The following is a 10,332-nucleotide window of genomic DNA, read 5'->3' as shown; positions in this document are numbered from 1 at the left end:
TTCTATCTGTTTATTCAAATTGAATAAGAATTCCCATAATGTTAATCCCTCTATCTCGATCCCGCTCCGCATCAGCATCATTTTCCATTCATCGAAGCTTTCCGTGTATTCTTGGCAATGCACGCTTGCAAAACTTCCGAATGAATCTCGTTCACTCGTTTCACCGTTTCCGAATAACTTCCCAAATCGAAATCGGCATCCTTCAAAAAGGGTATTAATTCCTGTAACGGCTTCTGCAAAAAAAAACTGGTTACATCTTTATGCTCTTTCCAAAAGGCAATCTTCTTTTTACAATAATCCGGTTCATAAACCGCCGGATTCTCTTTTTTGTCGAAAAACACCACCGATGCCAGCTTGTACAGTAAATCCGTATCGAGCGACAGGTTCAATCGGTCCGACATCTGCTCATTCAACGCATTCAACTTATAAATATCTATTTTTGCATCATGCAGTAAAGTCCGGCAAGCCTTCACATGCTTCTCCAAGTACTCCCGCGTACACCTCATCCGCACCTCTTCATACGCTGCTAAAGCCATCAAACCCCGCTCGTACGGCAAATTAAATACATCCTGAAATTGATAGTACTTCACTCCTTTAATCTCAAAGGCAAACTCAATGATATGTTTCTGCCTCGGGAATAAATTCTCCCCTTTCCATTTTAATAATCTATTCAATAACATTTTTTATGAAGGAATTAAATTTAACTTCCTCATCTTTGTCTCAAAATCAATTTCCGTACCCCTGGCAACCTGACAATTGTTTTCATTGATGGAATACATGTTCCCCCGTATGACCACAGTCCATCCCGGCCGTTCTTCATTCCTCCAATACCGGGGCAATCCCACACAGGCACATCCTGTCCGGTAATGAAACCATCTGTTATTTTTTAAAATCTCTTCCATACTAATAATCTCCGTCTATCGGCTTCATGCCGTTTTGTGGGTAATTTAAATTCCCGTGCATAGTAAAAATCCGTTCCGTCCGCATCGCAATGGTAAATCAGGGCATTCCGGTAGTCAAAGTTGGCAAACAGCCGCAGCGCCTTTTTATTTTTCCTATTCCATTCCCTGAAATTCCTACGGTCTCCCACATAAAACCTCATTCCGTTCTGAACCACATAATACCGGTGCCCGCATTCCGTAGCCCGGTGCCGGCATTCGTACATAGCATTTGCTTTCCGGTGCCGGAAAACAGCTTTCCGGACCCATTTATACGGGAATATTGCCCAGCAACATAAAACCGTAACAAACATCGATGCAACCGCCAACAGTCTCCTGTTACTCATCCGGCAAAATATCTTTGATAAACACGGTAATAATCGTATTGATACCTGCCGTGCAAAACATCACAGGGATAAGTAAAAACGAAAAGCCGCTCGACAGCCACGCCACGATTGTCCAGAATGAACTCATACAAATAAGGCATCCGCATAGCGGTTTATATAACACTTTCGCCTTTCTCCCCTCCAACAATTTCCTGATTCTTTGGGCAAGTTTATGGAAAATCATCCCTTCCAACGTCGTTGCATAAATCCCGGTTATCGACAAAGAAATCACGAGGGATATCAATAATATTTTGGCAATACCACTCATAAAACTGTTATTTTCTTATCAATAATTTAATTCCCGGAACGAATAAGGCGCCGGCCGCAAACACGACGATATAAGTCCATAAGGGGTTTCGGCTGGTTGCTTGGCTTTTCGACTGTACTGCAGCATCCAGTTTTGCCTGTAGTTCCGTATTCCTTTCCGTAAGCCGGCCGGTCTCCTGTCTTTGTTCCCGTATTGTTTTCACATATTCTTCATTTTGCAGGGCGATATCGTTCAACCTTTCCGTTGTCCGCTCCCGGATTTTATGTTGTTCCCCGGTAGTGTCGGGCGCGGAATATTCGGTTTCGGTTGTCCGTGTAACGGTTCGGTCGGTAAGGCTGGTTGCCGTCTCCTTAACCGAATCTTCACGGTTGTTTTCCGTTATCGTTTCCTCGGACGTCGAATCCATGGTCACAACCACGTCCTGTTTTACGGTCTCTTTCGTCGCTGTTTTCTTTGAAACACATCCCGAAAGCACGATGGCCAATATCAGGAAAGCAAACCTTTTCATAAATCCTTATATTCTTCTTTTGCATCGAAACAGGGACAATCTTTTGCTGCAAATTCCTTGTGCCCATGGATAGTGGCGGCAGGGTATCGTTTTTTCAATTCTTTCAGCAACTTTAGTAGCGAAGCCTTTTGTGCCACAGTGCGGGTATCTCTCGGCCGGTTCTTCGTGTCCAACCCTCCTACGTAACAAACACCGATACTATGCGAATTATAGCCTTTCGTATGCGCGCCGGGAATCTCTTCATCGCGTCCCTTCCATATTTCGCCTCCCAAGCCTATCAGGTAATGATACCCGATCTCTTTAAAACCCCGTTCCCGGTGCCAACGGTCCACATCCGCCGTATTGAAATAGCCCCCTTCCCGTGTAGCCGTGCAATGCACGATAATCATGTCGATTTTTCTCATATCTTATTCATCTTTTAGAATTTCATTCACATTGATATTCTTACCCACTTTCGATTGTATTTCCCCTTTCAGTTGACCGCGGAATATTTTCAGGAAAGGCATATCCGGTTTGATGATCAACATGCTTGCCGACATGCTCCAAAACTCACAAACGGCTGCAAAAACGGCTATCGTCCGGACAGCTATAAAGCTGCCGCCTGAATGTGTTATTTTCTCTATAGCAAAGGTACCCACCAGCGCAAAAGAATAAATTCCTACTTTCTTCAATGTCTCACGCAATGCTTTGGATAATATGAATTTTTTCAACTTTAAGGCCGCTGCAATTCCCCAAATCAAATCTGCGGCAACAGCGCCGCCCACCACGTAAAAACTCCAAATCTCCGGCTGTATAAACGCAACACAAGCCGTTAACAAAGCTAATAATCGACCGTAAATCGAATTCAACGCATTCCCAAATTGTTCAACTATTCTTCCCAAAACATTTTCTTTTCAAAACCCTATACAAATATAGTCATTTAGACTTTATTACATTCTAAAAGAATACATATCATCAAAAAAACTTTATCATCTCCCGGAAATACCGGTGCAGGTAATAACGCACCGTATCGAGGGTATCAGCCTGTTGGTTGGGGTTGGCCCGGTTATTCTTCACGATCGTCCCGTCCGGGTTCGCCTTGCATTTTTCCAAGTCATCTATCACCGGTTGGCACCTGTCCTCGTCAATCGTGATGGGGTACCTTTCAAACATCGTATTTACCAACATCCGGCTGTCTTGGAGCCGAGGATTCGTGGCGCTGTATTGCATTTGTGTATCGCTCAATCCGAGGGCGTTTTTTATTACCCCGAAATTCGACAATATGCTCAATGTCGTTTTATTATCGCCGCTTGCATCTCCCGTGACAAAAAACAAACAATCCGGATACCGTTCTTTGATCTCCGCACATAAACGGTGGATGGTGGCATCTTCGAGTTTAATACAATCGATATTGTAAATCCGGTTGTCGTAATGTTGCCAAATAGTAACTGTTATAGGGTTGCGGTTGAAGTCGAAACTTAGGTATACCGGCTGGTTACGGTTAAGTACCGTTTTCCCCGTATGTTGTTTCTTCCGGAAGGCGAAACACCACCGGTTGTCCTCTGCATCAAAATCAGTCCAATCCCCTTCGATAAACTGCTTTTGATAGCGTTCGGCCATCATCCCCCATCCCGCAAGCTGATCGGTTGTGACAAACGGATTCTCTGTCGGCAAGGCTGCCATGAAATAATATTCCGGCGGCAGGGTGCCGTTCACCCACCGGTCATAGATGAGCCCTTTCACCCAGTTCTGGCATGGATTGAATGTTTGGAAAATAAGTCCCCGCGGCATTTTGGGCAAGTACCAGCTTCCGGTTCTCTCAAGTGCTTTTTCCCATAATTTATCACTCAACTCTTCCGATTGTTCCAAAAAAAAACCGTTTGTTTCCAGTCCCAAAAATGACATTAGGTTAGGGTCTCGTTGAAGGTTCTCCGGCACAAAAAAAATCTTTGAGCCCGTTGCCGTATTCCGGTAATGGTAATTCGATTTGTTCCGGTAGGGTTTCCACCGCACCGACCCCGCGGTTATTTTTTCAAAACTCGGGATAGTGGTCTTTTCCAAACTTGGCATGTCTTTCCGCACGATATGCCACCTGCTTCCGGGAAAGATTTCCGATAACCGGATAAGGATGGCAAGCGTCACGTAGGTCTTTCCCCCGCGGATAGCCCCGCCGTAATTCAGGAACTTATAACCATTCGCACTTTGGGCCGCAGCAAGTGAAGTAAGGAAATAATCCCCTTGTTTCGGATTTTTGGTCAAGTCGATATTAACATGCGTCCCTCTCATATCTCTATTTCTTTACCGTTGGGCAATACCATCACCGCTGTTTTTTCCGTACCTGCATCCTCCGGCTTACCGGCATATTCCGCTCCCCAACCGTTCCTCGCATCGCGGAGCGGATAAACACCTTCAATCCGGGCAATGCTATCCACTATCCGCAGGGCTGTCCGTGCGGAAGATGGAGTCTCTTTACCTCGCAAATCACGGAACAATTTCAACCGCATTTCAACGTGCTTTGCCCGTTTCTCTTCCACATCATTTTGATCGTTGCCTTTTAACTCCTCATGCGCCCATTTGTTGTAATTGTACGACTGCCTTTCCGAAATATTCCAAAGGGACATGCTTTGGCGGATGATGTCGCCGGTGGAATATCCCTGGATGATCCATTCCACCACACACCGGACACGCCGTTCCTTCTCCGCTTTATTTACCGCTTTTGCATTTCCCCAATGTCCCATAACATCCTCACATCATTTTTATAACCTCGATATAACTCTTTAAGTCCGATATCTGGTTAATCGTCAAAGTGCGTAAATTAGTGATTTCCACGGTTTCCTTTTGCATCGGTTCCGATAACCGCTGAAGCATATCGATTTTTACATTTTGTTGTGATTGCAAATAGTCAATCACACGCTGCCGGTCAATCATCTCATTCGCCATTTTTTCTAAAATCGTTAAGGGTTAAACTTCCGTTTAGGTGCTCCATGTCCGGTGTATAACCATTGTTACTGCAATAAGAATTATACCGCAGGATAATCTGCTGGACAAACTTCGGGTTTATTTCGGTTCCATAACAGGTCCGCCTCGTTTTCTTACACGCAATCAATGCCGTTCCCGATCCGAGGAACCAATCTGCCACGATGTCGTTTTCATCGGTAACGTCCAGGATGGCATCGGCTATCATAGCCACAGGCTTTGGGGTCGGATGATTGTGTATCTCCTCCCTGTCCGGATTTGCCACGCTCACCGCCGACGGATATTCCCAAATATTCGACCGTATCCGGTCTTTCAGGTCAAGGTTCGATAAATGCCGTGCGGTTCCGTGCTTATAGAAGAAACATAATTCATGTTGTGATTTGTAAAACGACCCCATTCCCGGAATATCTTTCACCCAAACGCACATTTGCTTGGGCTCGTGGCTCCCGTAAACTCGTTTGGCCGCTTCACCCATGTGCCAGGTATGCCGGAAGTCCATAAAGATAGAATGAATGGCCCCGTCAACCGAATGGTCGCACGATGTTTGCATGATCTCCGATAAAAAATCCGTAAATTCATCATCGGTCATCTCCCCGTGTCCTTCTGCAAAGTTTTCATGCAATTTCCTTTCCACATTCCCGATATAATCGGCGGGGAGATTATAAGGGGGATCCGTGTTAACCGCCCGTGCCCGGCTACCGTCCATTACAGCCTCAATGAGTTCCCTGTCTTTAAACGACCCGCACGCAATCCGGTGCCTTCCTAACCGGAACACATCCCCCCTGTCCACAATAACCGGTTCTTTATCGCCTAATTCGGCTACCGCATCATCATTTTCATCCTGTTCACCGGCACCGAAGACATCAAACTTCTGTTCAAACCGGGGCATCGAAAATTCCGGCAGTTTGATCATCTGTTTCAGTTCAATCATATCAAGGTTATACAATTCTTTGAAGTCGAACAATCCTTGCTGCGAAATTTTGGCATAAAACGAAGAAAAAATAAGTACCAGCCGAGCCGCTTCCTGTTTATCCTTGCAATCAATAAAAGTTGCCGGTAATGAATACGGGACATCATATCCCTCTCCTATCAATTCTTCCTGCGCTTTTGTCCGGTGTTTCCCGTCCAGGCAATAGCGTATACCATCGGAATCTTCCCACACATAAAACGGTTGGACAAAATGATTATTAACAAGGCTGGCCTTCAGCTTTCCCATATCTTCCGCCGGCAACTCTTTAAAATTATCCTGTTGGATAAATGCCAATTCCCGCCAATTTATATTCTCTGTCTTGATTACTCGCGATGTGATTTTTACTTTTTCCATTATGAAGTATTTTGAATCCATACACAAATATAATCATAATGAATATAATAAAATCAAATAGAATATTTCATCCTCAAAATTTTTACTTGTTTTTTATAGTATAGAGTAAGCATTTCAATCTCATAATCAGAGAGTCTACAAATATTCTTTTTCTTATTTTCCAAGTATTCGAGTACAAAACGCCCGTACTTTATCCTTAACCCTCGTTCGTATCCTTCAGGATTACCGGATTTGAACCGGTTACATTCCCTGCATTGTTCGTTCACATTCTTTTCGTCGTACCTCAAGCACATGTGTGACCTGCTTACATAATGTCCTGCATCGCATTCCGTCCATCTCATCCTCTTGCCGCAACTGATACACCGAACCATTCCGTATTGATCCGCATCCCTCAATCGAATATACTCCGAAAAAACCTCGTCCAACTTTTCAATATCCGTCATTGGTAGATATTTCGCCTGTTTATTATATATACTTTTAAAGGAAGGTTATCCTTCCGGAAATCGGCGCAAACATATCTGGAAAAACCAGTTGCCTTGGATTTCTTTTACTTTTTGTTTTTAACCTCATATTCCAACACTTCCGGATTATCTTCAATATATTCTTTCAAGTAATCGGTGGGGACATTAGCCATTTTACACCCTTTATATTACCGAATGGTATGGAAGATTCGTCTGTTAATTCAATATTCCTATTCATTTTGGATTATTTACTCTTTTTCATTTTCTAAAGCTCTCCCCGTCCAGGATCAAATCATTCATACATTCGCGGAACCGGTCGATAATCCGGGTACCGTAAGTCTGTTCGATTTCCGACGGCGTTAAATTGGTAGTAATGATTGTTCGCTTGTCGTTCCGGTACCGGTAATCGAATACATCGTTGAATGGCTCCTTCACATTCCCGTATGATTTGGATTCGACGGATTCCACACCCACATCGTCGATAATCGTATAGAAACGCCTCTTCACTTTATCGATCTCATCATAATCTCCGCGGATATATAAATCCTGCAACTCCGATACATGAATCAAACAGGGTACGAGGATTTCCATTTCGGTAATCAAATTTGCCAATGCTTTCACGATAAGCGATTTTCCCGTCCCCACATTCCCCCGTATCATAAATCCCTTGTAAAGTGAACCTTTAAAACGTTTATCCCACGAATACCACAAGGCCACCTGGCCGATAATATATCTATTCGATTCGTTCAGGATTAACCTGTCCTCAGGATGCTTTTCCCTGATCAACCGCTCTATTTCCTCCGTTAGCCGGTAATAGACCTCCCCGGCATCGAATTTCGGCGTTAAATCATAAATGCTCGGATGTATGGGATTTCCTTTCAAAACTTCTCCTGCTCTCATTTCGTCTCCTTTTCCACTTTTCATAATCGTCCGGGGTATTGGGAAATGTTACTCCCTGCCAATTCCCCTCAATGCTCTTTTCAATCAACTCGATGGCAAATTCTTCCTCATAGTTGCCGAGCGAATTAAGGGCCAGTTGTAACGAATGCGGTATCTTCTTTTTCCATTTAGGTATTTCAAGTAGGCTATTCCACATGTCCATGAACCTTTCGGAAGTAAACGGATAATTCAAGGCGGTTTCTTCCCTCTTCTTTCTTTTGTTTTTATTTTGTTTATTGTTTGTATCAGGAACCGTATCATCATCCGTATCAATAACCGTATCAGGAACCGTGTCAACAACCGTATCAGTATCCGTATCAACCATTGATACGGATAACGCAACCGTTTCAGGAACCGTATCATTATTTGATGCGGTTGCAGGAAACCAATACTTCGTTTGTCCGTTTATACCCTTTGAACCTTTTTCCGGTGCTTTGAACTGGATTAGGTTCATTTGGCTTAACCTGTTTTTTGAATCTCTAATAGTATTGACCGATATCCCGAGCTTTACGCTCAAATACCTATCTGATTGCCCGAACGGTTGCTTCCAATGAAGTGCATTGCAGGTATTCAATAAATAAAAATACAACATGCAGTCACTTGGATTAAATGCACGCTCTATCGAACAACTCCAGAACCTATTTATCAATTCGATATAATTCATACTCAAAATAAAACCGGAGACTCGTTCATCTCCCTGATCATTTCATCAACTTTCCTTTCCGAAGCTTTCGCCTTTTGCAGCTCCACACTGCGACGGGTACGGAAATAGGCACATTGGCAGGTACGCATTTCCTTTACGGCCTCGATAAATTCTTTTGTCTTCATCATAGTCACTTTTATATTACGTATTTAAATTCATAGGCCCTTTGCCTTATTGTCTGCTTTTTTTTATTTTTTCAATTATCCATTCCACTTTCTCTTCCGGCCAAGACTTGTCAACCAAGATTTCAGTCTTCGTGTCTATTCTCACTTTCCGGTAGTTCCTGTACTTGCCTTTACAGGAATCCGCAAGTTTTTCGACTCGTTTGCGTTCCTCGAATCGCTCTATCTGGCCGGTATTGGCTAAAATATTTTGTCTTGGCATTTCACCTTGTCATCCTGTCTTCATCATCCCATTACGGCATAAGCAGTCGGCTATTTCCGCGGTATTCCTTTCAAAATGGTAAATCATCCGCATATTCCGCATCCGTAATATCCATCATTCCTCCGCTCGGCATTTTTTTCGGTACAATCGGTTTCAATCCTCCGACAATGGGAATGGCTAACCTTTCATCTTCCGTCATCCCCTCATAAACTTCCCTGTCCACACTCATTTTCACAAAATGCGAATCGTCATATTTGCGTTCTTTATACTCAATAGCTGTTAAATTCAGGTAAACGCCTTTTTCTCCTACGTACAGACCCGAATCCTCAACAGGAATGACCACACACTGTTTCGTTTCCAGTTTCCCTTTCAAGTTAAGCAACAACGCCCCCGGAACACGCATTAAATTTACTTTTATCGATAAATTACTCATTTTTGATGTTCTTTTTGATGACAGTTTTCGCATAGCAACTCAAGGCAATAAAGGAAATCTTTTTCTCTCCCTACAATGCTTTTGCCGTCAACATAATAAGTTTTATGATGTATTTCAAGGTTATAGCGCTGTCCGCAACGCTGGCATGTGTAACCATCGCGTAAACGGACAAGCCGCTTTACCTCCTCCCAATAACTGTTATCCTTCAGGCTCGCACGGTATTTTGCCGGCCGCCCCTTCTTGTGTTTCAATCTTCCCATTTTCGTATGGATTTTCACCGGGCTCGAATTCCCCGGTTTCATGCCGGTCAACCGATACAACGGTTCCCGTATCTTCATCCAATGAATCTTCTATCCAATGATGACTCGCCCTCTCTCTTCCGTTCTCTTCCCAAATCTCTACATAATCGTCTTTCCCTAATTCCACCACACGGTAGCGTTCCCTGTTTTCGATTGGGAAATCGGGGATGCTATAACCGGCGGCTTCGAACGATTCTTTGTTTTTATCCCCCGTATTGAATAAATCATACCGCTGGCCGTCCGGTATCGGTTTTACCTCAATCAATTGGAATTTTGTTCCCGTCCACGCATAATAGAGGTAATGTCCCGATACCGGTATCTTGAATGCATTCCCCGGTTCCGGTTCATACTCTGCGGTTCCTTGCTTGGCCACATGTACCAAGTCTTTAAACTGTGTATCAAGGGCCGCTATCCGGTCTACGAGATTTTCCTTCCTCACCTTGTATTCGGCGGTAATTTTGTCTAGTTCCGACCTTAATTCCGGTATCCGGCTTTCCGCCAAATCCCCGTATTCTGCCCGTACTCCGTTTATCTCTTCCTCTGTCATATACCTCTCCGCTTTCATTCCCCGCTCCTGCATGGCAATGAAATCAACGGATATCTTATCTTTTATCTCCAAGGGCGGTAATCCCTCGAAAATTACAACCGGGAAACGATTGTCTTCCGGCAGCACAAATTGTAACTGCTCTTCCGTAATAGTTTCACTCTTTTCTTCCATTTTGTAATTTATAATT

19 protein-coding genes are annotated in these 10,332 nt (G+C 43.7%); all 19 read right to left on the bottom strand.

Going from position 1 to position 10,332, the window contains the following annotated elements:
* Positions 1 to 77 precede the first annotated feature (77 nt).
* Positions 78 to 680 (bottom strand): hypothetical protein, encoded by a 603-nt coding sequence (locus ABNK31_RS02810; protein WP_418894220.1) that lies wholly within the window; start codon positions 678 to 680, stop codon positions 78 to 80.
* A gap of 3 nt (positions 681 to 683) precedes the next feature.
* Positions 684 to 902 carry a hypothetical protein gene (locus ABNK31_RS02805; RefSeq protein ID WP_418894219.1) on the bottom strand — a complete coding sequence of 73 codons (219 nt, stop codon included), beginning with the start codon at positions 900 to 902 and terminating at the stop codon, positions 684 to 686.
* Positions 887 to 1,285, bottom strand: a complete 399-nt coding sequence (locus ABNK31_RS02800) for a hypothetical protein (RefSeq protein WP_418894218.1) — start codon at positions 1,283 to 1,285, stop codon at positions 887 to 889. The genes ABNK31_RS02805 and ABNK31_RS02800 overlap by 16 nt, the downstream gene beginning before the upstream one ends.
* Positions 1,278 to 1,592: a hypothetical protein gene (locus tag ABNK31_RS02795; protein ID WP_418894217.1), complete on the bottom strand. Its 315-nt coding sequence runs from the start codon at positions 1,590 to 1,592 to the stop codon at positions 1,278 to 1,280. Before ABNK31_RS02795 ends, ABNK31_RS02800 begins: the two co-directional genes overlap by 8 nt.
* Before the next feature lie 7 nt (positions 1,593 to 1,599).
* Positions 1,600 to 2,100: a hypothetical protein gene (locus tag ABNK31_RS02790; protein WP_418894216.1), complete on the bottom strand. Its 501-nt coding sequence runs from the start codon at positions 2,098 to 2,100 to the stop codon at positions 1,600 to 1,602.
* The gene (locus tag ABNK31_RS02785; protein ID WP_418894215.1) at positions 2,097 to 2,504 is read right to left on the bottom strand and encodes an N-acetylmuramoyl-L-alanine amidase; all 408 of its coding nucleotides are present in this window, start codon (positions 2,502 to 2,504) and stop codon (positions 2,097 to 2,099) included. Before ABNK31_RS02785 ends, ABNK31_RS02790 begins: the two co-directional genes overlap by 4 nt.
* 3 nt (positions 2,505 to 2,507) lie before the next feature.
* Complete coding sequence (locus tag ABNK31_RS02780; RefSeq protein WP_418894214.1) at positions 2,508 to 2,981, bottom strand: hypothetical protein; 474 nt, start codon at positions 2,979 to 2,981, stop codon at positions 2,508 to 2,510.
* Positions 2,982 to 3,054: 73 nt separating this feature from the next.
* Positions 3,055 to 4,365: a hypothetical protein gene (locus tag ABNK31_RS02775; protein ID WP_418894213.1), complete on the bottom strand. Its 1,311-nt coding sequence runs from the start codon at positions 4,363 to 4,365 to the stop codon at positions 3,055 to 3,057.
* The gene (locus ABNK31_RS02770; RefSeq protein WP_418894212.1) at positions 4,362 to 4,817 is read right to left on the bottom strand and encodes a hypothetical protein; all 456 of its coding nucleotides are present in this window, start codon (positions 4,815 to 4,817) and stop codon (positions 4,362 to 4,364) included. Before ABNK31_RS02770 ends, ABNK31_RS02775 begins: the two co-directional genes overlap by 4 nt.
* 7 nt (positions 4,818 to 4,824) lie before the next feature.
* A complete protein-coding gene (locus ABNK31_RS02765; RefSeq protein ID WP_418894211.1) occupies positions 4,825 to 5,019 on the bottom strand; it encodes a hypothetical protein in 195 nt (64 codons plus the stop codon).
* Positions 5,009 to 6,379: a DNA-methyltransferase gene (locus tag ABNK31_RS02760; RefSeq protein ID WP_418894210.1), complete on the bottom strand. Its 1,371-nt coding sequence runs from the start codon at positions 6,377 to 6,379 to the stop codon at positions 5,009 to 5,011. The genes ABNK31_RS02765 and ABNK31_RS02760 overlap by 11 nt, the downstream gene beginning before the upstream one ends.
* A 53-nt stretch (positions 6,380 to 6,432) precedes the next feature.
* The gene (locus ABNK31_RS02755) at positions 6,433 to 6,822 is read right to left on the bottom strand and encodes a recombination protein NinG (RefSeq protein WP_418894209.1); all 390 of its coding nucleotides are present in this window, start codon (positions 6,820 to 6,822) and stop codon (positions 6,433 to 6,435) included.
* Positions 6,823 to 7,098: 276 nt separating this feature from the next.
* Positions 7,099 to 7,740 (bottom strand): hypothetical protein, encoded by a 642-nt coding sequence (locus ABNK31_RS02750; RefSeq protein ID WP_418894208.1) that lies wholly within the window; start codon positions 7,738 to 7,740, stop codon positions 7,099 to 7,101.
* Positions 7,688 to 8,443, bottom strand: coding sequence for a hypothetical protein (locus tag ABNK31_RS02745; protein ID WP_418894207.1), 756 nt, complete (start codon positions 8,441 to 8,443; stop codon positions 7,688 to 7,690). The genes ABNK31_RS02750 and ABNK31_RS02745 overlap by 53 nt, the downstream gene beginning before the upstream one ends.
* 2 nt (positions 8,444 to 8,445) lie before the next feature.
* Entirely contained in the window at positions 8,446 to 8,610 is a 165-nt protein-coding gene (locus tag ABNK31_RS02740) for a hypothetical protein (protein ID WP_418894206.1), read from the bottom strand.
* 43 nt (positions 8,611 to 8,653) lie between these two features.
* Positions 8,654 to 8,866, bottom strand: coding sequence for a hypothetical protein (locus ABNK31_RS02735; RefSeq protein WP_418894205.1), 213 nt, complete (start codon positions 8,864 to 8,866; stop codon positions 8,654 to 8,656).
* A gap of 70 nt (positions 8,867 to 8,936) precedes the next feature.
* Positions 8,937 to 9,299: a hypothetical protein gene (locus ABNK31_RS02730; RefSeq protein WP_418894204.1), complete on the bottom strand. Its 363-nt coding sequence runs from the start codon at positions 9,297 to 9,299 to the stop codon at positions 8,937 to 8,939.
* Complete coding sequence (locus ABNK31_RS02725) at positions 9,296 to 9,559, bottom strand: HNH endonuclease (RefSeq protein WP_418894203.1); 264 nt, start codon at positions 9,557 to 9,559, stop codon at positions 9,296 to 9,298. Before ABNK31_RS02725 ends, ABNK31_RS02730 begins: the two co-directional genes overlap by 4 nt.
* On the bottom strand, positions 9,498 to 10,316 hold the full coding sequence (locus ABNK31_RS02720) for a hypothetical protein (RefSeq protein ID WP_418894202.1): 819 nt from the start codon (positions 10,314 to 10,316) through the stop codon (positions 9,498 to 9,500). Before ABNK31_RS02720 ends, ABNK31_RS02725 begins: the two co-directional genes overlap by 62 nt.
* Positions 10,317 to 10,332: the final 16 nt, after the last annotated feature.

Origin of the sequence: Limibacterium fermenti, assembly GCF_041902845.1 — a bacterium.
In the GTDB taxonomy this organism is placed as follows: domain Bacteria; phylum Bacteroidota; class Bacteroidia; order Bacteroidales; family Dysgonomonadaceae; genus Limibacterium; species Limibacterium fermenti.
The sequence above is the reverse complement of the archived record's forward strand: the minus strand, read 5'-3'. Positions and strand labels throughout refer to the sequence as shown.

What these genes read in the sequence shown, in the direction of transcription:
- ABNK31_RS02790 (WP_418894216.1), bottom strand. Translation starts at nt 2,100, where the DNA reads ATGAAAAGGTTTGCTTTCCTGATATTGGCCATCGTGCTTTCGGGATGT.
- ABNK31_RS02725 (WP_418894203.1), bottom strand. Translation starts at nt 9,559, where the DNA reads ATGGGAAGATTGAAACACAAGAAGGGGCGGCCGGCAAAATACCGTGCG.
- ABNK31_RS02760 (WP_418894210.1), bottom strand. Translation starts at nt 6,379, where the DNA reads ATGGAAAAAGTAAAAATCACATCGCGAGTAATCAAGACAGAGAATATA.
- ABNK31_RS02755 (WP_418894209.1), bottom strand. Translation starts at nt 6,822, where the DNA reads ATGACGGATATTGAAAAGTTGGACGAGGTTTTTTCGGAGTATATTCGA.
- ABNK31_RS02810 (WP_418894220.1), bottom strand. Translation starts at nt 680, where the DNA reads ATGTTATTGAATAGATTATTAAAATGGAAAGGGGAGAATTTATTCCCG.
- ABNK31_RS02770 (WP_418894212.1), bottom strand. Translation starts at nt 4,817, where the DNA reads ATGGGACATTGGGGAAATGCAAAAGCGGTAAATAAAGCGGAGAAGGAA.
- ABNK31_RS02800 (WP_418894218.1), bottom strand. Translation starts at nt 1,285, where the DNA reads ATGAGTAACAGGAGACTGTTGGCGGTTGCATCGATGTTTGTTACGGTT.
- ABNK31_RS02720 (WP_418894202.1), bottom strand. Translation starts at nt 10,316, where the DNA reads ATGGAAGAAAAGAGTGAAACTATTACGGAAGAGCAGTTACAATTTGTG.
- ABNK31_RS02730 (WP_418894204.1), bottom strand. Translation starts at nt 9,299, where the DNA reads ATGAGTAATTTATCGATAAAAGTAAATTTAATGCGTGTTCCGGGGGCG.
- ABNK31_RS02740 (WP_418894206.1), bottom strand. Translation starts at nt 8,610, where the DNA reads ATGATGAAGACAAAAGAATTTATCGAGGCCGTAAAGGAAATGCGTACC.
- ABNK31_RS02795 (WP_418894217.1), bottom strand. Translation starts at nt 1,592, where the DNA reads ATGAGTGGTATTGCCAAAATATTATTGATATCCCTCGTGATTTCTTTG.
- ABNK31_RS02775 (WP_418894213.1), bottom strand. Translation starts at nt 4,365, where the DNA reads ATGAGAGGGACGCATGTTAATATCGACTTGACCAAAAATCCGAAACAA.
- ABNK31_RS02745 (WP_418894207.1), bottom strand. Translation starts at nt 8,443, where the DNA reads ATGAATTATATCGAATTGATAAATAGGTTCTGGAGTTGTTCGATAGAG.
- ABNK31_RS02735 (WP_418894205.1), bottom strand. Translation starts at nt 8,866, where the DNA reads ATGCCAAGACAAAATATTTTAGCCAATACCGGCCAGATAGAGCGATTC.
- ABNK31_RS02805 (WP_418894219.1), bottom strand. Translation starts at nt 902, where the DNA reads ATGGAAGAGATTTTAAAAAATAACAGATGGTTTCATTACCGGACAGGA.
- ABNK31_RS02765 (WP_418894211.1), bottom strand. Translation starts at nt 5,019, where the DNA reads ATGGCGAATGAGATGATTGACCGGCAGCGTGTGATTGACTATTTGCAA.
- ABNK31_RS02750 (WP_418894208.1), bottom strand. Translation starts at nt 7,740, where the DNA reads ATGAGAGCAGGAGAAGTTTTGAAAGGAAATCCCATACATCCGAGCATT.
- ABNK31_RS02785 (WP_418894215.1), bottom strand. Translation starts at nt 2,504, where the DNA reads ATGAGAAAAATCGACATGATTATCGTGCATTGCACGGCTACACGGGAA.